Annotated in this window: 19 protein-coding genes; 14 read left to right on the top strand and 5 right to left on the bottom strand. The window is 39.6% G+C overall.

Annotated elements, in window-relative coordinates; genetic code table 11:
* Nucleotides 1-2: 2 nt before the first annotated feature.
* The 12 genes from H6G69_RS18355 to proC all read left to right on the top strand — a co-directional run bounded on the left by H6G69_RS18355 (nt 3) and on the right by proC (nt 18,899).
* A complete protein-coding gene (locus tag H6G69_RS18355) occupies nt 3-3,722 on the top strand; it encodes a putative baseplate assembly protein (protein ID WP_242072102.1) in 3,720 nt (1,239 codons plus the stop codon).
* A 37-nt stretch (nt 3,723-3,759) separates the two neighbouring features.
* Nucleotides 3,760-4,698, top strand: coding sequence for a baseplate protein J (locus H6G69_RS18350; protein ID WP_190690311.1), 939 nt, complete (start codon nt 3,760-3,762; stop codon nt 4,696-4,698).
* On the top strand, nt 4,679-6,346 hold the full coding sequence (locus tag H6G69_RS18345; RefSeq protein ID WP_190690308.1) for a phage tail protein I: 1,668 nt from the start codon (nt 4,679-4,681) through the stop codon (nt 6,344-6,346). Before H6G69_RS18350 ends, H6G69_RS18345 begins: the two co-directional genes overlap by 20 nt.
* On the top strand, nt 6,339-9,056 hold the full coding sequence (locus H6G69_RS18340; protein WP_190690306.1) for a tail fiber domain-containing protein: 2,718 nt from the start codon (nt 6,339-6,341) through the stop codon (nt 9,054-9,056). The genes H6G69_RS18345 and H6G69_RS18340 overlap by 8 nt, the downstream gene beginning before the upstream one ends.
* 48 nt (nt 9,057-9,104) lie before the next feature.
* Entirely contained in the window at nt 9,105-9,533 is a 429-nt protein-coding gene (locus tag H6G69_RS18335; protein ID WP_190690303.1) for a hypothetical protein, read from the top strand.
* A 7-nt stretch (nt 9,534-9,540) separates the two neighbouring features.
* Nucleotides 9,541-9,756 carry a hypothetical protein gene (locus H6G69_RS18330; RefSeq protein ID WP_190690300.1) on the top strand — a complete coding sequence of 72 codons (216 nt, stop codon included), beginning with the start codon at nt 9,541-9,543 and terminating at the stop codon, nt 9,754-9,756.
* Between the two features lie 197 nt (nt 9,757-9,953).
* Nucleotides 9,954-11,144 carry a DUF4157 domain-containing protein gene (locus tag H6G69_RS18325; RefSeq protein WP_190690297.1) on the top strand — a complete coding sequence of 397 codons (1,191 nt, stop codon included), beginning with the start codon at nt 9,954-9,956 and terminating at the stop codon, nt 11,142-11,144.
* A gap of 21 nt (nt 11,145-11,165) precedes the next feature.
* Nucleotides 11,166-12,593, top strand: a complete 1,428-nt coding sequence (locus H6G69_RS18320) for a DUF4157 domain-containing protein (protein WP_190690294.1) — start codon at nt 11,166-11,168, stop codon at nt 12,591-12,593.
* 9 nt (nt 12,594-12,602) lie between these two features.
* Nucleotides 12,603-14,714: an ATP-binding protein gene (locus tag H6G69_RS18315; RefSeq protein ID WP_190690291.1), complete on the top strand. Its 2,112-nt coding sequence runs from the start codon at nt 12,603-12,605 to the stop codon at nt 14,712-14,714.
* Nucleotides 14,715-15,917: 1,203 nt separating this feature from the next.
* Nucleotides 15,918-16,712 carry a hypothetical protein gene (locus H6G69_RS18310; RefSeq protein WP_190690288.1) on the top strand — a complete coding sequence of 265 codons (795 nt, stop codon included), beginning with the start codon at nt 15,918-15,920 and terminating at the stop codon, nt 16,710-16,712.
* 165 nt (nt 16,713-16,877) lie between these two features.
* Nucleotides 16,878-17,984, top strand: a complete 1,107-nt coding sequence (locus H6G69_RS18305; RefSeq protein WP_190690285.1) for a zinc-binding dehydrogenase — start codon at nt 16,878-16,880, stop codon at nt 17,982-17,984.
* 93 nt (nt 17,985-18,077) lie between these two features.
* Nucleotides 18,078-18,899, top strand: coding sequence for a pyrroline-5-carboxylate reductase (gene proC, locus H6G69_RS18300; protein WP_190690282.1), 822 nt, complete (start codon nt 18,078-18,080; stop codon nt 18,897-18,899).
* A 37-nt stretch (nt 18,900-18,936) separates the two neighbouring features.
* On the opposite strand, the gene H6G69_RS18295 is transcribed toward proC, so the two are convergent.
* Entirely contained in the window at nt 18,937-19,287 is a 351-nt protein-coding gene (locus tag H6G69_RS18295) for a DUF362 domain-containing protein (RefSeq protein WP_190690279.1), read from the bottom strand.
* 158 nt (nt 19,288-19,445) lie between these two features.
* Entirely contained in the window at nt 19,446-20,882 is a 1,437-nt protein-coding gene (gene nifB, locus H6G69_RS18290; RefSeq protein ID WP_190690276.1) for a nitrogenase cofactor biosynthesis protein NifB, read from the bottom strand.
* Between the two features lie 135 nt (nt 20,883-21,017).
* On the opposite strand from nifB, the gene H6G69_RS18285 reads away from it, so the two are divergent.
* The gene (locus H6G69_RS18285; RefSeq protein WP_190690273.1) at nt 21,018-21,233 is read left to right on the top strand and encodes a hypothetical protein; all 216 of its coding nucleotides are present in this window, start codon (nt 21,018-21,020) and stop codon (nt 21,231-21,233) included.
* Between the two features lie 749 nt (nt 21,234-21,982).
* Nucleotides 21,983-22,927, top strand: coding sequence for an NAD(P)-dependent alcohol dehydrogenase (locus H6G69_RS18280; RefSeq protein WP_190690269.1), 945 nt, complete (start codon nt 21,983-21,985; stop codon nt 22,925-22,927).
* A 4-nt stretch (nt 22,928-22,931) separates the two neighbouring features.
* On the opposite strand, the gene H6G69_RS18275 is transcribed toward H6G69_RS18280, so the two are convergent.
* The 3 genes from H6G69_RS18275 to H6G69_RS18265 all read right to left on the bottom strand — a co-directional run bounded on the left by H6G69_RS18275 (nt 22,932) and on the right by H6G69_RS18265 (nt 24,802).
* Nucleotides 22,932-23,786 carry an HIT family protein gene (locus tag H6G69_RS18275; protein WP_190690266.1) on the bottom strand — a complete coding sequence of 285 codons (855 nt, stop codon included), beginning with the start codon at nt 23,784-23,786 and terminating at the stop codon, nt 22,932-22,934.
* Between the two features lie 66 nt (nt 23,787-23,852).
* Nucleotides 23,853-24,599 carry a Uma2 family endonuclease gene (locus H6G69_RS18270; protein WP_190690263.1) on the bottom strand — a complete coding sequence of 249 codons (747 nt, stop codon included), beginning with the start codon at nt 24,597-24,599 and terminating at the stop codon, nt 23,853-23,855.
* 8 nt (nt 24,600-24,607) lie between these two features.
* Nucleotides 24,608-24,802, bottom strand: coding sequence for a hypothetical protein (locus H6G69_RS18265; RefSeq protein ID WP_190690260.1), 195 nt, complete (start codon nt 24,800-24,802; stop codon nt 24,608-24,610).
* Nucleotides 24,803-25,004 lie beyond the last annotated feature (202 nt).

The following is a 25,004-nucleotide window of genomic DNA, read 5'->3' as shown; positions in this document are numbered from 1 at the left end:
TTATGACTTCTTTACCTCCCAAAATTGACCAGCGTACTTATGAGGAGATTGTTCGGCAAATCGAAGCATTTGCTGAAGATTATACCAATGGCATAAAAGAACCAAAAGGAGGATGGAAGCCCCCTGGAGCAATAGAAATTGATTCAAAGTCTGAATTGTTATCTGGTCTTATTCTAAATGAAAATATTCCGATTAAAGTTGAACCAAAAATTGCTAATTTAGTCGGTAAAATTCTCAATGAAGACGTTGATTTAAGTAATATTTTTATCAAAAAAGGTACATTAGTTACTGAAGAAATTGCTCAAAGCATTGTTAAAATTAAGGAAAACAAGCCAGTAGAAGTATTACTAGCAACGAGAAATACTCTCATAGATGGAACCTTAGCGCAAAAGATTAGTCAAATTGATGGGTTGAAGCAAGTAAAAATTAAGGTACAACCACCTAGTATTATTGAAGTTGAGCGAAAAAACTGGATTGCTCGAACATTAGCAGAAGACATAGGCAGTGATATTAAATCAGGTACAGTAATAGATGAATATCTAGCTAAAAAAATTGAACAACTTGGAAGAGTCAAGGTCAAGGTTAAGGTAGAAACTGATGTTGGTCAAGCTTTGATTCGCATCTTTGCTAAGATGCTGAAGGTGGTAAGCGATCGCCTCAACCAAGTTCCTGAAAAAAATTTCCTGGCTTTCCTAGATTTAATCGGCGGAGAACTCAAACCCCCTCAACCAGCGAAAGTTCCTTTAACCTTTTATTTAGCAGAAGGAAGTCCCACAGATGGCTTAGTTCCTGCTCATACTCAAATTTCTGCACCACCCGCAGAGGGTTCAGATGAGGAAATCGTATTTGAAACGGATCGGGAACTGGTTGTCACAACGACGGAATTAAAAGCAGTATTCGTGCGCGAACCCAGTCAGGATAAGTATAGCGATCTCTCCGAGATCCGCTACGCGGAGCGCACTTTGGAAGCCACAGGCAAAAAAGATGCAGCCTTCTTAGCTTTTACTGGCGATCGCCCGATTCCCCATTCTCTTTATATAAGTTGTCCGGAAATTTTTAATTTACCAGAATTAAAACAACTAAAACTAACTATTGTTGATAGCACCAATCAATTTCAAAATCTACCCCTGAATTGGTCTTATTGGGATGGTTCTCAATGGGAAAAACTAGAACATAGCCCAAAATATGAAAATAATCAATTTATTTTTACTAATTTACCTATTCCAAGTTTTTATAAAATAAACGAACAAACAGCAAGATGCTTGCAAGCCAGTTTAACTAATATATCCTCTCTGTCTGGCAATTTACCTCAAGTTACTAATATTCAAGGTAGTATAACAGTCACACAATCTAATTTAATTCCGGAAGTTTGCTTATTTAATGCTACTCCTTTAGATATCAGCAAAGATTTCTATCCTTTTGGTGAACAACCGGAACTTAATGATACATTTTATATAGCTTTACATGACACATTTATTAAGCCGAATGTCAAGGTTACATTTGATATAATTTTAAGTCGTAAGCCTATCAATACAAGTAATTTAAAAATTAGTTGGGAAATTGGCAACGGTCAAGTATGGGAAGAAATAGCAGCTACAGCTAATAATAATCAAATAAGCTGGATAGCAGATTTTTCAGCACTTCAGTTTACTAATAAAAATACTATCCAGGCAACTTTACAATTCCCAGAAAAAAATCTCCCTTCTCCTAGTAGCGTGAATGGAAAAACTCGTTATTGGATTCGCGCACGCATCATTGATGGTCATTATGGCAAAGCCGCAAGTGAGCGTACATATCCTATTTATGATGATTTAGCAGTTATTAAAAAGGCAACTACAGCAACTGTCAGCGAAATTGAAGTTGATACTATCGATTTATTTAAACAGGGTGATAAAATTCGGATTATCCCTTTAAATAAGGGATTTTCAGAAGAAAATCAAATTAAAGAAAAGCCAGAGAATAATAAACTGATCCTAAACACCCCAACTTTGAACAGCAGTTTAGAGGTAGGAACTCGTATTATGCGTAAGGCAATACTGATTGAGACAATCCCACAAACTTACGATCCGCCTCTGATTAAGTCATTAAAATTAAGCTACGATTTTACTGTAAAAGAACAGGCTATTTATTCTGCTGAGAATGATTTTATCTATACTTATGTACAACCACAACAATCATTTCAACCATTTGTAATAACCGAAGATAAAGAACCTACTCTCTATCTCGGATTTGATCAATCATTCGAGAATAAAACAGTTACTCTTTATGCTCAAGTCGAGCCACCATTACCAAATGAATTATCAGATAATAATCTGTTAGAAAAACCTCAATTAGTTTGGGATTATTCTAGCACCTTTGGTTGGCAAAGGTTAGGAGTAAAAGATGAAACTCAGGCATTTTTTCAACGAGGTTTGATTCAATTTGTTGCTCCCGCAGACTTTAGTCAGAAAGAAACCTTTGGAAAACAATTATATTGGTTACGAGTGCGTTGGGTTGCAGGTAATTTTCGGGTTAAACCTCGTCTACGTCGCTTGTTAACTAATACTACTTGGGCAGTTCAAGCAATTAGTTTACAAGCAGAAGTTTTAGGTTCAAGTAACTACGAAGCAAATCAGGTTTTTGTTGCCAAAAATACTCCTATTTTGTCAGGACAGCAGTTAGAAGTCCAAGAAGTCAACATTCCTTCCCAAATAGAACCCGATCTCGTCAAAGTAATTCGAGATAATTTAGGAGAAATTGAAGAGATTTGGGTAGTTTGGCAGGAAGTACCAGATTTTTACGGTTCTAGTGCGAGCGATCGCCATTATATTTTGGATCGTCAAACTGGGGAAATTCGCTTTGGGAATGGACAAGCTGGGATGATTCCCCCGAGAGGACGTAATAATATTCGCCTGTCTTTTTATCGAACTGGAGGAGGTAAACAGGGTAACGTCTCTGCACAAACCATTAGCCAATTGAAAACTACTATTCCCTATATTGATCGGGTAATTAACCTGGAAGCAGCAGCAGGTGGGGCTGAACAGGAAACTTTAGATCGTCTCAAGCAACGAGTACCAAAGCAATTACGTCACCGCGATCGCGCTGTCACTATTGAGGATTTTGCAGACTTGGCTTATGAAGCTTCTACAGAGGTAGCAAGGGTGAAAGTGATTACACCAGATCTGATGACGGTGAATTTTAGTTCATTGACAGAAGACTTTTGGCTAGAACCTACCAAAGCAGATGTATCATTTGCAGATAAATCGCCAGAAATTCGCAAAAAAATCGAGGAAATTAACCAGCGTGCAGGACAAGTTAAATTGATTATTTTGCCCCATAGTAGCGATCGCCAACCAACCCCTAGTTTAGCTTTGCTAGAGCAAGTCGAAACCTATATCCGTTCTCGTTGTGCAGCGACGGTAGATTTATTAGTGACAGCCCCAAAATGGCAAGAAGTTACTGTAACTGCAACTATAACTCCTGTGTCTCTTGAAAGCGCAGACTTGGTGAGAAACAGTGTTAGACAACGCTTAGAAACTTTTCTCCATCCCTTAACCGGCGGAAGAGGGGAGGGATGGCAATTTGGACGTTACCCAAAAGAATCAGATATTTACGCCATTATTCAATCTATTCCGGGAGTGGATCATGTTAATTCGGTGGAGTTAGTTCCAAAAGACACCGATTCATCATTGAGTGCTGATTGTGTAATTTATTCTGGGCAACACAACATCAATCTTAGCTAACTTTTAAATTGATGATTTTGACTGCGGAGGAAAAAAAGTGGCTTTACCCTTACCCAACCTTGACGATCGCACTTATAACGACTTAGTGGAAGAGGCAATTGCTCAGATTCCTTTAGAATATCCAGACTGGACAGATCATAATCCTACAGATACGGGAATTATTCTGATTGAATTATTGGCATGGTTAACAGAAATGGTTCTCTATAGAGTAAATCAAATTACTGATGAAAATTATGTCAGTTTTGTGAATTTACTGAGAGAAGAATCGTGGCAGTTACCTATTAATATTCCTAACCAAGAGCGACAACAAATTTTGCAATCCGAAATTCAGAATACCTTATTAAAATTACGCCAAGTTTATCGAGCCGTTACCCCAGAAGATTTTGAAAATCTGGTACTTGTGGATTGGAATAAATTACATAATGCTGATGCTGTAAAAATTGCACGAGTTAAATGTCTAGCATCTCGAAATTTAGAGTCAAATGCAACTTCTGCTAAGGGGCATATTAGTTTAGTAGTAGTTCCCGAAAATAATAGCAAAGAAAATCAGCAAAAAAATAAATATCAAAAATTATTAGACTTTCTCAACGGACGTAAGCTTTTAACTACACGCCTACATATCGTAGAAGCTGATTATGTATCTTTAACTATAGATGCAAATTTAGTGCTTCAGGATGGTGCCAAACCAGAAAATGTCAGAAAACAGGCAGAAAAAGAAGTAGAGATGTTTTTTGAACCTCTGAATTCACAAAAATATTGGCAGGGAAAAGGATGGCCTTTTGGTCAAAGTGTATATCGTTCAGCATTATATAAGTTATTAGATGATTTAGAGGGTGTAGATTATGTCAAAGCCCTAAAAATTAATCAGTCTGAATCTGACGTTTATTTACAAGATAATCAGTTAGTTAAATTCGATATTAACAATAGTAAATTTAAAATATTGGTAGCATTTAGCAATGAACTTAAACCAATTTGAATTAGTTAGTAACTATCATCAATATTTACCAGCAATTCTCCAAAAAGATATTTTTATTGGGAAATTTTTGCTGGGTTTTGAAAAAATTCTCAGTGGCTTAAGTGAAAGCCCTAGCAAAGAGCAAATTATTACAGCTAATACCCAAGACATTCCAGGATTAGAAGAAATTATTGATAATATTCACCTTTATTTCAATCCGAGAGATACCCCAGAAGAATTTTTACCTTGGTTAGCAAGTTGGGTAGCCTTAAGTTTACGAGACGATTGGCCAGAACAAGTTAAAAGAGAGTTTATTCAACAAATTGTTCCTCTGTATCAATTACGGGGTACAAAGCAAGGATTAATCGAAACATTGCAAATTTATTTAGAAAAATCTGGATTTGGTAAAACAGTTGATGTCTTCGATGAATTTGAAAATTTTCCTAATTATTTTCAAGTTCAACTAACTTTAAATGACCGCGATCCTGATAAGTATTGGCGACAGGCTAAAATTGCCAAAGCAATTATTGACCAAGAAAAACCAGCACATACATTTTATAGCTTAAAAATTCTTGTACCAACGATGCAGCTAACTAAGCAATCGTACGTTGCTTATTATTTCAAATTATTTGCACCGCCATTAAATCAAAAATTTGCTATAGAAGTTACAATTACACCCAATAACGTTAATAGTGTTCCTATTACCCAATTGGCTAAACAGCTAGTTGTTCAAATTCAAGGGAACTCAAAAATTATTACTCCTTACTCACCGGAAATTATTGTTAGCGATCAATTTTTTTCTGTTAAACAAAATTTAACTTATCAGAATTTACAAGAAAACCTAGCTGGATTTAATGTAACACTATCAAATCGAATCGATAAACAGTTTATTGGTAATTTAACTGTGAAGCTACATTTTTCAATCAATGATAAGGACTTTGAAAATATACTTGTAGCGGAAAATGATGTACAGTTATCACCAGTTCTCAAAATTTGCATTCAAAATGAAAAAAAAGAAATTATTGCTGGTAATACAATTTTTCAACCAGCTAGTAAATCGAAACAACCGGGGATGAAGTTGACAGAATATGTTTGGACTAAACCCTATAGCTTTCAGATATTTGAACCACCAAAAATTCAAGAATTACAACCTAATATAATTGCGCTGATTGAAAAGCTAGAACTTGCCGCTATTGTGGAAATTACCAAACCGGATACCATCACCACAGATTTACTCAATAAAATTACAGTGCGCCTGCAAGATGATTTATCTGATTTTCATTTATTAACACCAGCAACCATTATAGATAGTAATAAAATTACAATTAAGCGCGTCCTCTCCTACCAACAATTTCTGCAAACTATAGATAAGTTAGCAGTAACTATCAAAAATCTTAACAACGCTGAGATTGTCGGCAAAGTAATTGTTCAAGTATCTTTCAACTTAAATCAGCGTTTATCTACTTATAAGTTACTAGAGCAAACCTTTCATCTTGCAGCCGTTCCACTGGAAGATATTTTACAAATTTGCTGGGTCAATGATAAAGGAGAAATTATGTATGAAACCATACATAATGACCAAGGAAAAATTGTTGCACAAACAATACCAACTATTTTAGGAACAAGTAGTCAAATAGAAAAAAAATTTCAAGGAGAAAACCATGTCTAACACCACTGATTTTACTAACTTTACTAACGAACGTCCTAACTATTTTCCTGGTCAATATTTGCTAGAAGATGACTTTGAACTTCAGCATAGATATTTTAGCGATCGCCAACGCTACTATAATCAAAGTCTTCATATTTCAGGAATTATAGAAGGAATAGAAGTTAAATTTGATACAACTTCAAAATCCGTAAAAATTACATCAGGTTCGGCTATAGATAAAGATGGCAATCTGATTATTTTAAAACAAGAAAGTACATTTTCTGACTTTAAGAATATTACTGACGGTGAACTCTACATCCAATATGATGAAAACAAACAAAATCAACAGCAAAAAGATGTAGCAGATAGCAATACTCGTTGGGTTGAAAATCCCAAAATAGGATTTGCAGTTACAACTCCTGCAAATGGTGTCAAGTTGGCAAAATTGACCATTAAGGATAATACCATTACTCCTGATACTATTTTGAGAGAATATTCAGGTTTATCCCTACCAAATTCTAGTGGTCAAGCTTTAACTCTTCGTTCTGCTGGAAATACTAATCCCAACCTAGCAGTTTTAACAGGTAGCTTAAAAATCGAGGGTGATTTAACTGTAAATGGAAATTTTCAATGTAGTAATGGTGCGGTCACAAATGTATTAGCGATTGGTGATACACCTTACACCAAAAATACTGGTGGAAATCGTGAGTGGATGACGAAAGGGATGAAGATTTTTTGGGATAGCGACAATCTATTTATCGGTTTAAAGAATGAAGGAGATAACCGCAAAGATGCCATAATTGCTTGGGGTGACGATCCACAAGATAACTTGCGATTTATTTATGCAGGTTCTGGAGGCGCTGTTTCTGGAAGTGAAGTAATGAAATTAACTCCAGATGGTAATTTATCAGTTGCTGGAACAATTTCAGGAACCATAGATACAAAAAATATTACCTCTGGCGTATTAGATGTTGCACGAATTCCTAGCTTATCAGCAGATAAAATTACCTCTGGAACGATTACTGGTGATTTAACTGTTAATAGTTTAACCGTCAGTGGTAATATCACCGGAAAAAATTTATCGCTTGCAGTAGACAATCTTAAGCGCGGTACATTATTTCTAGCTACAGCAGGAGACTACAACCATGCACTGTATAATAACTACTCAAACATCGATAATGAAGGAGCATGGGATGGAGCTAAGTTGAATGTTAACAATGGGTTAAATATCCGAGTAGGATCTGAAAAAAATAAAAGTACAGCCTTGTATATCAATAATACTGGTAATGTTGGCATTGGTACAAATAATCCTGGTGAATACAAATTAAATGTACAAGGTAATCAGTTGATTCAAGGTAGTTTAACAGTCAATGGATCTGCTCAATTAGGCGGATTTAGCGATGCTGACCAAGATGAATGGCCTAGAGTAACTTGGTATAGAGATACCAATAAAAATTGGGATGAAGGTTTACTTAAACATGGTTCTAGTAGAGGAGTTTTTAAAAAAGCAGGATACGGAATTCATTTTCATCAAAGTCGAGAATTTGGTTTGTGGTCTACTAACTGGGATGCCTTATTTGCTGTTGAAGGTCAGACCGGAAATACTTTTATTAAAGGTAATTTAACGGTTAACGGAACAGGAGCTTCTTCTTTGGCTGGAAGTTTAACAGTTACCGGAAATTTGACGATTAACACAGGTGGTGCGGGTTCATGGAATAAATTGGTTGTAAATACGACATCTGAATGGGGAGATGGAACTACTCAATATGTGACAATTGGAGCAGGTGGAGCAGCAGGGATTATGTTATCTAATCCCCATATTACTTGGAGAGACAACAGAGCTTCAATTCGTTATGGACGTAGTGGAGGAATACAAACCGGTTCTTATTGGGATGCTGGCGTTCGTGGGGATGGCTCGTTTTCTTTTGCATTAGATGGAGCTAGCGATCAAAAGCTAACCATCGCAAAAAATGGGAATATATTAATCCAAGGAGCGATACAACCCAGTGCTGGAAGCACAGAAAACAACGGTATTATGTTCCCTAAAGATCCTGGTGGTGGTGGCGGCGATGCAGCGTGGATACGCTATTACTCACGCAACCCTGATTCCACTGACGCGGGACTCAAAGAACAGTTGACTTTAGAAATTGGCACATCAAATGATCCACAAGATCATATTGCCTTGATGCCTTCTGGCGGGGTGGGAATTGGCACAAATAATCCAGCAGCAAAACTTGAGGTAAAAGGAACTACAAAAACCTCCAAATTACAGTTGGGTGATAAATGGCTACTGTCAGGTGATGGGGATGGTGAAGCAAATGACGATTGGTTGAGGCTTAAGTCTCCAACTGTACCAAAAGATTATTATGGTGGTTTTGCAGCAGAGAAATTATGGTGTCGTAGTGGTGTTGCCAATGGTTCAGATATACGCATGAAGAAAGATATCAATCTTTTAAGGAAATCTTTAGAAAAAATTGTTTTATTACGAGGTGTAGAGTTTCAATGGAAAGATAGCCAGCAGAGTACAATACCACAAATTGGCATAATTGCTCAAGAAGTAGAAACTGTCTTTCCAGAACTGGTAGAAATTGGACCTAACAAAATGAAATCTGTTAACTATACAGGATTTATTCCAATTCTTATAGAAGCGATTAAGGAGCAACAAGAACAGATTTCGACTTTACTAATGCAAATTCAAGAACAACAAAGCCAAATAGAAAAATTGACTTAACATAAATTACTATTTACCAAGAATTGATAATCATCTACGAATCAAACAATGTCTGACTTCATTCTCATCACAGGCGATAAAGCCATGTTTAACCCCACCTTTGGACAAGCAATTGTCACCGTGCGTCCAGGGGATTTAATCGGCACAGGGAAGGATAAAATTAACCAAAAACCAGTCTGTGTTGATGGTGACGAAAAAAAAGTTATCGTCCCTGGTTGTCCCTATATGACCCCCCAATATAGTATCCCTGGGGTGGGAATACTCTCTATTGAATCTTTAGCGGGGAACCAAAAAGCCAAAAAGACTAAATCAGGTGGGAAACCAATGCTGCTTAAAGGTGCAACTTTTAAGGCTAAATTTCAAGTGATGGTTCCCGCACAACAACCAAATATACCTAGTCCGATTCCCGATGCTACCCCCCACTATACCGGTACAGGGACATTTATGTCGATGAATGTAAAAATCAAAGGAACTTAATTAAATCATGAAAGAACAATTAGAAAAACGCCTCGCGGAACTCAAAGCTGAATTTGCATCTGGACAAAAAGTTATGGCAGATTTTGAAGTGCAACAAGCAAATCTGCGCGATAAAATGTTGCGGATTAGTGGCGCAATACAAGTTTTGGAAGAAGAATTAGGCAACTTTAGCACAGAGTCAAACAATACTCAAGAACGCGAATTGAGCCACAATAACGCCTAAATTGGTTTGGATTTGGGCTAGAAGTTAGAGTTAGCTTTTAGCCCTTGTAGATTTATCTGGTTAAATATTTCTCACTTGATTAATTAGGGTGAAAAATTGAATTCATCAAGGGGATAGGGAAGAGGAAAACAATGTGTGTAATTAATACTTTCTAAGTCACGAATCTAGCAAAAAAAGCCAAGATGCAGGAGATGACTATGTACCGAAAACAAATATCGCCAAAAGCTTCACCGTCTGTGCGTTCAATGGCAAAAAGTCAAGAGATTGCACCCAGTCGGAGTTATGGATCATTGTCTTCAGTGGTGCAGAGAGTGCAACATGACCCAAATAGCGTGAGTGAGGATGAGAGACAGCAGTTAGAAAGTGCGATCGGTTCTAGGTCAACAAAAGAGATTTTGGCAGGAAAGCAAACGCCTTGGGTTCCTGAGTTTCAGGGGATTTCTGCCCAGCTTTGGGGTAATGTGGGACAAGTGGGCGCACCAATACAGGCGAAGGGAAAGGATGATATTGGTGTTTCACAGGTGCAGCAAAAAAATCAGACCGGATTGCCAGATATCCTGAAAGTTGGGATAGAAAATCTTTCTGGGATGGCGATGGATGATGTGAGGGTTCACTACAATTCCTCTAAACCCTCACAGTTGCAGGCGTTAGCCTACACCCAAGGGACAGATATTCATGTTGCGCCAGGACAGGAAAAGCATTTACCCCATGAAGCATGGCATGTTGTGCAGCAGATGCAGGGAAGAGTAAAGCCAACGATGCTGGCGAAGGGAGTAGGAATTAATGATGATCAGGGACTGGAACGGGAAGCAGATGTGATGGGGGCAAAAGCGGCAGTTAAGGCTGCACAACTCGAAGATGATACCGAGGAAGGCGCACTCCTGGATAGCAAGTTGGAGACGCTGCAACAAAAAGGAATAGAGGATGAAAAGGAATTGTTGCAAAGGAAGTTTACCACCGTGCAGCGCTTTGGTCATGAGAAAGAGGAGTTATGCCAAGACCAGTTTGAGCCGATTGACCGCCGGAGTGTGGAAGAGGATGAAGGGAAGTTGCACAAAAATAGCGTAGCGCCACTAACACAGGAACCTGCCACCCGCCACGCCAAGGGATGTGGATGTTTTAGTTGCTCTACACAAACAGGACTCAGGGCGCAATTCCCACTTGTTCAAGCGAAGGCGGATGGAGATGAAGGCGGTAGAGGAGTAATTCAGCTTAAATGCCACTACTGTAAAAGTGAGGAACACAATACTGACGAGTGTCCATGGAAAACTGGAAACCCGAATATAAAAGGGGACAAAAACGCGGCGACTGGCCGTCGCAAAAGCAAACCAACATCTCATCACCAGAACCCGAGGGCGCGTTGGAAGGCAAATCAAGATAAAAAATAGAAAGAACGCAGGAGATGACCTATGTACGGTAAACGAGTATCAAAGAAAACTTCCCCTTCAATTTGGTCAAAGCCAATCAGTAAAGAGATTGCACCCAGTCGGAGTTATGGATCATTGTCTTCAGTGGTGCAGAGAGTGCAACATGACTCAAATAGCGTCAGTGAGGATGAGAGACAGCAGTTAGAAAGTGCGATCGGTTCTAGGTCAACAAAAGAGATTTTGGCAGGAAAGCAAACGCCTTGGGTTCCTGAGTTTCAGGGGATTTCTGCCCAGCTTTGGGGTAATGTGGGACAAGTGGGCGCACCAATACAGGCGAAGGGAAAGGATGATGTTGATGTGTCTGAAGTGCAGCCAGAAAATAAGACCGGATTGCCAGATAACTTGAAAGCCGGAGTAGAAAATCTATCGGGATATTCCCTTGATGATGTTAAGGTTCATTATAATTCCTTTAAACCTGCCCAATTACAAGCATTAGCTTACACGCAAGGGACAGATATTTATGTTGCGCCAGGGCAGGAAAAGCATTTACCCCATGAAGTATGGCACGTTGTACAACAGATGCAGGAACGGGTAAAACCGACGATGCAGAGGTCGGGAGTACATATTAATGAAGATGAGGGGTTGGAGAGGGAAGCGGACGCGATAGGTAATAAAGCGAGACAAATAAACAAGAATCCGCTCTGTAAACCCGTTAGCGAAGAGATAAAGAAGCCAGTGAATGTCACTGAAATGATACAAAGGCAGGTAATACTAGTACCAAATAGCAACCCGCCAAGATGGTTTTCAACGTTAATTCCAAACAGTTCATTCGACTCTAGGCAAGAGGCAGAAGCAGCAGAGAGAGACGCACGGTTGGTATCATTTCAAGCTCTTCCCTTGCATTTCGGTAGGGGAGCACCGTATGGATTCCACAATTTTCCGAGGATCTCATCGATAGATGAGGCTACAGCGATGATACACAATGAAAGAGTAAGTCAGGCGTTACCAATGTTGGATGTGCTTTCACCTGAGAATCGTATCTTTAATACATCCGAATCGGGTCGGCTTCCAACTATGTATTTCGGGCAAAGAACAGTGGACGCGGAAGGGAATTCAGTCATCAATACTGGTCGGATCAGGCAGACCCACAGCGATGGAGCCTTAATGCAAGTTGACAGTCAACCCCGGGATGATCTGTTTTCACACGACCAAAGGATTTTAGATGCGAATACAGAACAACAGATGACAGATGAAGGGATGAATCCAGTGAGCATTCGCAACGCACAAGAAGGTATGTATCACGTAGAAATAGAAGAAGTTCAACATGAATGGGTGAATGCCCATCCCTCAGGAGGAACATTGTCACTTCAAGATATGACCCCAGCAGAAGTAGACGAGGCGATCTTGCGTGTACTCCTCGACCCCAATGGGACAATAAGGGATCGGAGAAGAAGGGATCGACGTTATTAGTTAGAGTTGATGATGACAGAAATTACTCCAGATTTAAATGGCTTACAACCTCTCCTGCAACGTTTAGATTGGCTAATCCAACAGGCTATATCTGCTCTCCAATCTCAGCAAAAAGCAGAGGGAGAACTGGGTGTCTCATGGCTGCAAAAAACGGAAATCTCACCAGAACGAACACCAATTACAATTCGGTCAGATTCGCTCTTAGCATGGATACAAAAAACTTTTAACTTATCTGCCTTTGACTTAGATATACTCGCTATTTCCCTCGCACCAGAATTAGACCGTCACTATGAACGGATCTATACTTATCTCCAAGATGAGATGAGCAATAAAAGACCGACCGTAGATATGGTCTTAAACTTGCTCTGTGCTACCATTCCCGAAAAACTATCACACCGTCAGCATTTTACTACCAATGCACCTCTAATCCACCACCGTCTACTCCATCTCTACCCAGAACCCCAGCAACAGCAATCTACACTGCTTGCTCATCGTCTCATCCTCGACCCCCAAGTGGTAAGATTGCTTCTAAATCAACCGGGGTTAGATTCCCGACTCGCTTCTGATTGTCAACTTCTAGAACCGACGAAAGATTTCGATAATTTATCTCTTTTAGCAGATGTACAAACATCTCTAACCGCCTTAGTGAAACAAGACTGGGAAAAACAACAACCCCTACTGCTTTATTTTCAAGGAAGCGATCGCACTGGTAAACGCCGCACCGCCCAAACTCTCGCCAATTCCCTAGATGTTCCTTTATTAATCGCCGATTTAGCACGAATGGTAGAGGATAAAACTCAGTTTGAGGAGAAACTACAATTATTGTGGCGAGAAGCTTGGTTTTTCAACTATTTGCTGTATATCGATAACTTTGATATTCTCTACCTCCCAGAACATCAAATTCTCTATCAATCCTTCCTCAGAGAATTAGAGAAAAATCGGGGGATTACCATCCTCGCTGGGGTACAAAATTGGATACCCACAGCCACAGGTGTAAAGGGGTTAATTACAGTCACCTTTACCATTCCCGAATCTAGCCAACGCCGAGAATATTGGCTCACTCACCTGCAAGCAGCGCAAATCACCCTTGAGGATAGAGAGTTAGATGTGTTGAGCGATCGCTTTTTGCTCACTCCCGACCAAATTGCCGATGCTGTTGCCACTGCCTATAATACCGCCCGTTGGCAATCCATCACAACTGCATCTAATCAAAACAATAACCAGCAAAATCCAGATCAACCACTATCATCATTTTTCAACTTATGTAATGCAGCCCGCGCTCAATCTGGTCACGATTTAGCCAAGCTCGCCCATAAAATTACACCGAAATATACTTGGGATGATATTGTCTTGCATCCCAACCAAATCATACAACTCAAAGATATTTGTAAAGAAGCAGAATATCGAGATTTAGTACATCAAAAATGGGGTTTTGCGGCTAAATTATCTTTAGGAAAAGGTCTAAATGTGCTGTTTTCTGGTGCTTCCGGTACAGGTAAAACGATGGCGGCTGAAGTCATTGCCCATCAACTGCAACTAGACCTGTATAAAATAGATTTGTCGCAAATAGTCAGTAAATACATCGGTGAGACAGAGAAAAACCTCAATCGCATTTTTACTGCTGCTACCAATTCTAACGCCATCCTGTTTTTTGATGAAGCAGATGCCTTATTTGGTAAGCGTTCTGAGGTGCAAGATGCACGCGATCGCTACGCCAATATCGAAGTAGGTTATCTATTACAAAAAATGGAGGAGTATGAAGGTATTGCCATTTTAACTACAAATCTCCGTAGTAATATGGATGCGGCTTTTGAGCGTCGCCTCCGATTTATTATTGAGTTTCCCTTACCAGATCCAAAAAATCGTCACCTCATGTGGCAGAGAATTTTCCCCAAAAATGCCCCCTGTAGCCCCAATCTGAATTTAGAATTCCTGGCACAGAATTTTGAAATTACTGGGGCTAATATTCGCAATATTGCACTGACAGCAGCCTTTTTAGCCGCAGATGATGGGGAAGTAATCGAGATGGTGCATTTAATTCGTGCTGTGCGTCGAGAGTATCAGAAAATGGGGCAAATTCTGAGAGAAAAAGATTTAGGTGAATATGGTGATTTGCGTTGATCTCCACTAATTATTTTTCTATTAATCCAAGTTGCGGGTCATGAAGCTCTGGGTGCTGTTATTCAAGTGAGTCGCGATCGCTCACGACAAACTGTCAGATTGTATGAGTACATCTGCGGCTAAGTTGTCAACATGGCTCACCTGCTCCAAGCAATTCGCCGAGAATATTCAGAAACTGGGCAGAATTCTGATGGTAGGAGATATTAGTTTATTTTTATAAATATAAAAATGGCGTTGCATAAATGCGGGATGAATTAAGCATTTTTAGCAAGGTTAACTATCGATGTTTCGCGCAAAGGCGCAAAGACGCAAAGAATCAATATTTTATTTTTGTTAAACATCTAAATTCATCCCGCATTTATGCAACGCCTGATTTATAAATTATATAAACATGACTTACTCACAAAGATCATCTGTTGAGGCTGGGTGTAAGCGTATAGAGTGACTAGGTTTTGGCTCAATACATCCTCGACATCCACCCACCCTTATACTCTTCCCCAAACACTTGGTTTTTCGTTTTCATATGTAAATCCTCATAAAGTCTGGCAAATCACCCATAATAATAGATAGCTGATGGGTCAAAACAAATTAGTGTCTGTACCAGTCCCGATCACCGCACCCATAAAAACTAGAAAATATCGATTGATTGGTCAGCGATCGCTAATACACAAATTTAAATCTTAGACGAAAATATAAGCTAGAGTCACAAAAATATCCTATTTCCACGAAAAATTTCGGATTTTCAGGAATTCCTTGGTAATTAGCACTTTTTGGCAGACTTAGGAAATGCGATCTCGTACTTAAGTGTCTTAAATTTCTTCTTAAACATCTTAACTGTCTTAAATTCCTATTTCCTGTTCTCTTAACTGTCTTAAATGACATTGCATTTTATTGCTAAAAATGGCATCATCTCTCTGCTGATCAATAAAACACAACACGATAAGTAAATATTAACAACAACAAATCAGTAGAAACTTTCATTTCTCGACAGTATGAACTGGAGTGAGTTTACTGGCGAACTAGTAGACATCCATATTGCTCCAGGCAAACACATCACGATAATTGCTGAACATCCCGTTTAAGTATTAGCTGAACGGTTGGAAGTTGGCATTCAGCAAGCAAAACATAGTATGGCATTGCTGAATAAAACTAAGAATTTAGATTTTTAACCAAAGTTGCAATTTAATATCCAGGAACTGTAATATGACAACCGCTTTTAATCAAATTAAATCAACACTGTGGGAAAACAAACAAGAATATCCCTTAACAGTCGAATCTTTAAAACAACTGATTGAACACCGTATTCCTTTTATTCGCATTAAAGGATTTGCCACGCACGAAGAGTGTGCGACTTTATCTGAGCAATCTAATTTTTTTACTTTTAATGCTTATCAAGATGTCACTCCTAAAATTGAAAAAGTTGGCATCACAGTGTTTGAATATAATAAAATAGGTAAAGCCGATTACTTTCAAGAAGTAGAAAAAGCATCTAAATTAAGAGACTCTATTTTTGCAGCTTCCTTCAATCCTTTGGAGCGCATCATGGATAAGTTTAGAGATTGTGGAGCTAAGGTGCGAATCGCTTCTGAAGCAAACTACGGTAACTATTATGCAGGTTTGATCAGAAAAATTGAGAATGGAACTCAACTTCATATTGATTTTGCCCCAGTAGAACAATCTGGATGGGAAGTTTGCACAGTTACCACCCAACTTTCCTGGACTTTGTACTTGAAATTGTCTGATAATAATCAAGGTAAAACTTGCATTTACGATCGCCGTGGTACACCAGAAGATGATCAATATAAACTTGACTCTTACGGATATAGCGATACCGTAGTCAAAGATGCAGACATGATAGCTTTCCAACCTTATGTCGGCGATGTATTGATTTTTAATACAAGCAACTTTCACTATGTGGAGCCAATGAATGGACAACGTTTAGCCGTTACCTCTATGATTGGTCTACTTCCTAGCGGTGAAATTATTTTTTGGTCTTAAACCAGTTAACAGTCAACAGTTATCAGTAAACAATAAACAGTTATCAAGGCCTATGGTGGAAATTATAGCCCAAGGATAAATACATAACTGCTAACTGACAACTGCTAACTGATAACTGATAACTGCTAACTGATAACTGATAACTGATAAGTGAGGAAATGATTCATGCCCTTAGCAGCTGTGATAACTGCACCTAAACAACCGGTGACACTGCAACTATTTCCAGACCCAATTCTGGAAAAGGGCGGAATCATTATTGAAACCTTATATAGTGAAGTTTGTGGGACTGATGTACATTTACTACATGGGCGTTTAGAGGGAGTGCCGTATCCAATTATTCCTGGACACTTCACAGTTGGCCGTGTGTTAGAAACAGGGGGACAGGTTACTGATGTCAATGGTAAATTAATTCAGCCTGGGGCGATCGCTACTTTTTTGGATGTCCACGAAACCTGCTACAACTGTTGGTATTGTCTAGTAGCTAAAGCATCTACACGCTGCCCCCAACGCAAGGTTTATGGTGTCACCTACTCAGCCAAAGAGGGTTTATTAGGGGGTTGGTCTCAAGTAGTTTACCTGAAGCCAGGGGTGAAAGTTCTCACTTTGCCAGAAGAAGTTTCACCAAAACAATTTATTGCTGGAGGATGTGCTTTACCAACGGCACTCCACGCTGTTGATAGAGCGCAGATTCAAATTGGTGATGTTGTTGTAGTGCAAGGTTGTGGCCCTGTGGGGTTAAGTGCAGCAATTCTCGCTTTGCTCTCTGGTGCGGGTAAAGTCATTGTCATTGATAAATTTGCAAGTCGATTAGCCGTTGCCAAATCTTTTGGTATAGATGAAACCCTGGCAATTAACACTGATGACCCACAACAACATCTAGAGCGAGTTTTGGAATTGACCCAAGGACATGGTGCTGATGTGACTATTGAAGCCACAGGTGTTCCTATTGCTGTCAAAGAAGGCTTGCAGATGACCAGAAATGGAGGTCGTTATGTAATTGTCGGACATTACACTAATACTGGTGAGATTCTCATCAATCCCCACTTAGAAATTAATTTAAAACATATAGATATTCGTGGCACTTGGGGAATTGACTTTAGCCATTTTTATCGAATGATTGAATTATTAAAACGTCATAGTATTTCTAGAAAAAATATTGCTTGGGAAAATCTTATTAGTCGTTCATACACTTTAGAAGAAATCAATCAAGCCTTACTAGATGTAGAGCAAGGTTCTGTATTAAAAGCTGTAATTCAACCGAATATTAGTTGAATAACCAAGGGAATTTGGTGAATAAATTTGATTGATCAGCGATAATCTTTAAAACACAAATATATCAATTTAATAAAAACATTAAGAGGTGATATGCTAGAAGATTTACAAATAGCTTTGATTGGTGGTGGGATAATGGGAGAGATGATAATTAGTAGATTATTATCAACAAAAATTGTACCAAAACCTGAGCTAATTATTGTTAGCGATCCACTTAGTACACGATGTCTGCATTTAGAAAGAGAATATAATGTACGTACTACAACGAACAATCTAGATGCTATACAAGGTGCTGCGATTGTCATACTTGCAGTGAAGCCGCAGGTATTAACTTCCGTTATGGCTTTGCTTAAAGGTCAGATTTCATCTGATACTTTAGTGATTAGTATTATTGGTGGAGCCAGCATTCAATCTCTGCGCGAGGGTTTGAATCATGCTGCGATTGTCCGGACTATGCCCAATATTGCAGTCCAAGTTGGTCATGGAACTACAGTATGGAGTGCATCATCAAGTGTGACAGAAATACAGCGATCGCAGACTCAAACCATTTTACAAGCATTAGGTCAAGAGTTCCTAACTCACAACGAACACTACCTAGATATGGCCACGGCTTTGAGCAGTGCCGGAACCGGATTTATCTTTCTCTACATTGAAGCCATGATTGATGCTGGGGTACAGATAGGCTTAACTCGCGCACAAGCTCAAGAATTAACTTTACACACAATTGCTGGCAGTGTAGAACTGATGTTGCAAACTGATGAACATCCAGCAGTACTACGTAATAAGGTTACGAGTCCTGGAGGCATCACAGCTGCTGGTCTTTACGAATTAGAAAAAGGTGGAATGCGAACTGTGATTGCTGATGCAGTGCTGACGGCTTTGAGTCGCTCACAACAATTAGGTAAGATGATTTGACAGAACAAGGCAAAAGAAAACAAGCCGCTGGATTTATTTATAGGATTACCTTTTGACTTTTTAATATTTTTTCGTTGGATAGTATAAACTGCTGAGAATAACAGTCAAACCAACGTTCCCAATAATCTTGTTTTTTTGTTAACTTCCCGACGACACGGTTATATTTAGCAAACCAGCTTTCCCAATAATCGTTTGTTTCTTTAACGCAACCATCACAGGTTGGGCAACCAGCTTTGCATTGAGGTACTGTGTGAATACTACCAACACAGTCTGTGCAGAGTTCGGACTCAATCCAGTGGCGTGACCCTTCCACTTTAATTGCTCCGGTAGGACATACAGACTCACAGAGATTGCAAGAAATACATTGGCTGGTAATCTTATAAGCCATGATTATTCTCCTTGCGAATGAGAGAAGAAAGTATGAAGTGTGAAGTATGAAGTATGAAGTATGAAGTGTAAAGTGTGAAATTTTTAATCTTTAATTCATTAACTCCATTCTGCGGAGCAGTAGAATTTTCATACTTCAGCCTTCATACTTCATACTTCCTATTGTTCTTTGACGTACTGTTCGTAAAACTCTAAAGCAACCTTCTCGATTACGTCGTATGCTTCAACGGTCTGTATGCCAGCTGTGAGCAATTTTTCTTTGGGACAGTTGCCAATCTTAGAAACCAATACTGCTTTACAATCTGCAATTGTCTTCATGATATTCTCTGCGGTGGCGGCTTCACCGTATCCACCTTGACAATATTGATCAATTTTGCGGTGACTGATAAAGCGAACTTCGTGGCCGTCAACTTCGTAAACTTGGAATTCTTTGACATGGCCGAAGTGTTGGTTCACTAAGCCGCCGCCTTTGGTGGCGACTGCAACTAAGATTTTAGGATTGTTGGCTGCTTGCTGCTTGCCTGATTTTGCCTTTTCTTTAGCTGCTTTAATTTCTTCTCTAAATTTCTCAATACCTTCGTGAACTTCTTGACGTTTGCTGAAGTCATACTCTGGTGTCATTTCCAAGAAATTCTCTTTGGTGAATTCTTGGCTGCGGTCTTCACCCAACAAACCAATGGCATCTGCACGGCATTGACGGCAGTGGCGCATCATTTTCATGTTGCCGGCGCACTGGTCTTGAACGGTCTTGAGTTCTGTTTGTGAAGGGCCGCGTTGACCGATTAAACCAAAGTGTGTGCCGTGTTCGGGTGCAGAAATCAACGGCATGATGTTGTGCAGGAATGCACCATGTTCACGAATGGCTTTGTTGACTTCTACTAAGTGTTGGTCATTGATTCCGGGAATCATCACGGAATTGACTTTGCACAAAATATCGGCTTCTTTCAAAGCTTGTAAGCCTTCTAACTGCTTTTCGAGCAGAATTCTGGCTCCTTCAATGCCTCTGTAACGCTTGCGCTTATAGTGAACCCAAGAGTAAATCTGCGCGCCGATTTCTGGGTCGATGGTATTTAGGGTGATAGTAACGTGATCTATATTTAGTTGTTTAATGCGATCGATGTATTCAGTTAACATCAAACCGTTGGTTGATAAGCACAGTTTGATATCTGGTGCTTTGTCTGCAACCAACTCAAAGGTGCGGAAAGTTTTTTCGGGGTTGGCGAGGGGATCGCCTGGGCCGGCAATTCCTAAAACTGTCATTTGAGGAATTTTGCCAGCGATGACTAAAGCTTTGTGGGCTGCTTCTTCAGGTGTAAGTAACTCGCTCACTACACCAGGACGGCTTTCGTTGGCGCAGTCATATTTGCGGTTGCAATAGTTACATTGAATGTTGCAAGCAGGTGCAACTGCAACGTGCATTCTGGCGTAATGGTGGTGAGCTTCTTCGCTGTAGCAGGGATGTTTAGCAATGCGTTCTTGGAGCTTTTCGTCCATTTCCACGGTGGCGCTGCTTTTGCTGTCGCATCCGCAACCACCAGATTTTGCTTGGGTAGGTGTCGATTCAGTAACGGAGGAGCCTGTAACCTGTGGTGTCATTGAATTTCGCAAATGTCGGTGGACTAAGCTGCCACTGTGGGAGATGCCGTTGCTATTTGATTTGCCCTAGTAGAATGGAAGTCACGACTTTCACACTGCCCGCAGGAGTGCATCCTTGGGTTGTAGCAAAGCCGCTTGGCGGGAACTTTGCTGATTGTGGCAGGCTATGAATCCTTGTGTTTCGGCTGGTGTGTGTCAACTTTTTGGTTGGGGGTAGAGTTGCTGTGGAAAGCCGTGACTTCGATTCACCGAGGCATGGTGCTATCTCATCCCTCCACTCACTTTTGGCTTGTTGTTTTGTTTCGAGCCATTGGTGATTGGCGATATATGATTTATAGCAGCCGTTTTTGAGCAAGGCTGTGGTTATTTTTGGATAGAATTTATTGGATTTATTAGGTTTGTACTCAAATCTGCAAACCTGAATAGAGAGCTATAAAAAAGTTTATAAATTTTTTTTTCGGGTAGGGGTTCTAGTATTTTTCGGTCAGGGTTCTTGTATTTTTCGAGTGGGGTTTAGGATTTCTTTGTACTCAGCTATAGCTTAATCTCAGCAAGGCTTTGAGGCGGGTTGCTGCTAATTTCAGGATACAAAAAGTTGTACTCAAATACCCCTTAAACCTAGCCAGAAACCTTGATGGCTAAAGGATTTAGGGGGAAAAACTGGAGCAGATTTCTTGGTACTACTCCAGATACGTGCGAAATTCAATTCTGTATACAACATATCATTTTTTTTTAGAGAAAAATGTAATTCACATTTTCTTAAGTTTTATCAGTTTAATGAAATTAAATCGCACTGAAAAGTATGATATTCTTGGGTTTCGCGGTTTTAGAGCCAGCCAAAATTAATGAATATAATTTGCAAAAATTAATTTTTTTATATAAAAAGTAAAATATTTTTATATTCAAATAGAAGCATATTTAACAGATAGCATAAAAAGTTAATTACGTCACAATATTAGGAGGGGTTAGGGGTTAGTAGGCTAATTAGCAGTGTTAAGCTCATCTGCCAAAGGCAATCATGCCTATAAATTAGGTGGTAAAATCTTCTTCTAGTCCCTAGCCTCTAATCTCTAGCCTCTTTTTTCCACAGGAGGAATGCGATGAAGGCAGTTATTATTCGCGGTTATGGCAGCACCAATGTTTTGCAATATGAAGACTGGATGCAGCCGCAAATCAAACCTGACCAATTACTGGTGAAAGTCTACGCCAGCAGTGTTAACCCCATCGACTGGAAAATTCGCAAGGGAATGTTGAGCTTGCTAGTTGGCAATAGTTTACCGTTAATTTTGGGGTTTGATGTGGCGGGAGAAGTTGTGAGTGTGGGTTCGCAAGTCACCCGCTTTCAAGTGGGAGATGCGATTTATGGCAGCACGAGCTTTCCTGGCGGTGCTTATGCGGAATTTGCGGCCATTCCGGAAAATTTGGCAGCACCCAAGCCAACAAATTTGAGTTATGAAGAAGCAGCTACAGTACCTTTAGCCGCGCTGACAGCTTTGCAAGCATTACGTGATTTGGGAACTATCCAGGCTGGACAGAAAGTTTTAGTTAATGGTGCTGCGGGTGGTGTGGGTATATTTGCCGTGCAAATTGCCAAGGCTTTGCAGACAGAGGTAACGGGAGTTTGTAGTACCAAAAACCTCGATTTTGTGAAATCTTTGGGGGCTGATAGGGTGATTGATTATACCCAACAAGATTTCACGGCGGAGAAAAGTCAATACGACATTATATTTGATGCGGTAGCCAAGCGATCGCTGTTTGAGTGTAGAGCAGTTCTCAAACCAAACGGTATTTATGTTACCACCTTGCCAACCCCAGAAGTATTGGTTGTGGGTTTTTTGACAACGTTTTTACCTGGACAAAAGGCGAAATTAGTCATTGAAAAGCCAAATAGTCCAGATTTGATTTATTTAAAAGACTTAATTGAAAAAGGGAAAATTCGCACCGTCATTGACAGGACTTTTGCACTGTCAGAAGTAGCTGCGGCTCATACCTATAGTGAAAGTGAGAGGGCAGTTGGTAAAATTGCGATCGCAATTTCTAACTAATTGCTTATTTCTGTTTAGGAATGACACTTCTGATGCCACTTTTAGCACCATTGCTGTCACCTTTGTAACGGGGAATAATATGAATGCTGGCGTGCATAATATTTTGACCGGCTTCGCGGTTAATGTTCATCCCGATATTAAAGCCATCAGGGGCAAATTCCGCTTTGAGAATTTCTTGTACTTTGTTTACCATTAACCAACAAGCTGATTGTTCTTTAAATGGGAGTTCAAAATAATTGCTGACATGACGTTTAGGAATGACTAATATATGACCTTTACTGATAGGGTAGCCGTCAAATATGGCGTAGGCTGTGGCTGATTCTGTTAATAATTTGAGATTTTTGGGGGGATTACAAAATATACAGTAGTTGGTGGAATTGCGCTGGCGATTGTAATGAACATACTGGTAGATTTCTCGACGCTCATCTACCAAAATTGAAGCAAAGGGAAGTTTAACATTACATTGATATGTAGGCTTTTTATGGACGTAGTGTTCCCGAAAGCCTTCTTTTTTGATATCTCTTCTGACAGTGAAATAAGCTTTACCACCTGGTTTTAATAAGTGTGCTACTGCCATTAACACATTAGCTTGTTCTTCAGGAAACAAGACATTTAAAACATAAAAGCAAATGATTGTGTCAAATTTATCAACAGGATATTGAGGAAAGTAATAAGGGTCATAGCCCGTGATATCAAAGCCTTTTTGATGTAATAATTTCACATCATTACCAAGACCACAACCAAAATCGAGGATGTGGCCTTGCAGGAGGTTTTGATTTAATAAAAACTGTGCGGGGAATGAGAGATAAATTCTTTCTATTGCTGTGAGATGGCTAAATTGATTTTTTTGCTGTTTCATGGAATTTCAATGCTGTTCCCCTGTGTACAGCAAAGAGTGAATAGCTAATTATTGTCTTCATTTTGGTCAGGCGATCGCATCAGGGTCAACACCTAGTTCGCGTAACTTAGCTGCTAATCTTTCAGCGCGTTGGCGTTCTTGTTCCGCACGCTGGCGTTCTTGTTCGGCTTGTTCGCTACTCCACAACAGCAGATTTCCGGCACTATCCCACCACCTGAGCCAATTTATAGTTTTGCAGAGTCTTTCACCTTGCCAAATTCCCAGAAATAACTCTAATTCAGGAATCCAAAAACGTCCATTTGCATCTGCTGTTTGCAATGTGTATTGTTCATTTTGCCAGATGCGTACTTCTAGACTTGGTTCGTAGGGGTCATAAGTGACGTAAGTTGGAACCTGGAGAATTTTTTCGTAAAAGTAAAGTTTACCGTAGGGTGGCGTTGAACGAATAGATAGTTCTCCACCTTCTGTTTCGGAAAGAAATTCCATCACCACAGCCACAGCATCACCTTCTAAATTGGGGGTGTAACTACGACGAATGATATCGGCGGCTACAGGTTGCACTTGCGGGATGTAAAACCAGTCAGGTGCTTTGACAACAATTTTTTTGTTAATTGTGGCGACTAGACCAAAATTAGAACCTATTAACATTTGGGGTTGGATGCGTCCGTTAGCACCTAAAGCATCAGTAAGTGCTGCGGCGAGAGAGGGTTGCTGAATATTTTCCACTGGGTCGTCAGGTAAAATGAAGTCGGCTGGAAGTGCTTCCCAACTGACATTTGGCTTTTTTTGACTGGGTTGTATTTGTAGAACCATAAAATATTTTACTGCTCTGGTGATGTCTGCTTTGCTGCTTGCTGAACTTGGGCAATATCCAAATCTAAAGCCTGTGCTATCTGTTCCACAGTTAAACCCAATGCTAACAATTGAGGGACAGATTCTAATTTTGCCTCAACACGACCTTCTTGTTTAGCTTCTTGATAAACTCGTGTTTGCTTGAACTCACTTAACCCAAACATTGCTTCTATTTCCTCTGTGCTGCTGTCTGTTCATTTTCAATTATTAATTTGATGGCAATGATGCAATTTCAGCTAATTCATTTAAGTAGATTATACTAATGCGATCGCTGTTAAAAAACTTATAACAATATTGTCATTCACCAACATCTATAACTGAGGTTAAATTATCCTAAGTTAGGCAATGCCTACTTAAACTGGTAGA

It is taken from the genome of Nostoc sp. FACHB-110 (genome assembly GCF_014697425.1).
Lineage (GTDB): Bacteria > Cyanobacteriota > Cyanobacteriia > Cyanobacteriales > Nostocaceae > Nostoc_B.
The sequence above is the reverse complement of the archived record's forward strand: the minus strand, read 5'-3'. Positions and strand labels throughout refer to the sequence as shown.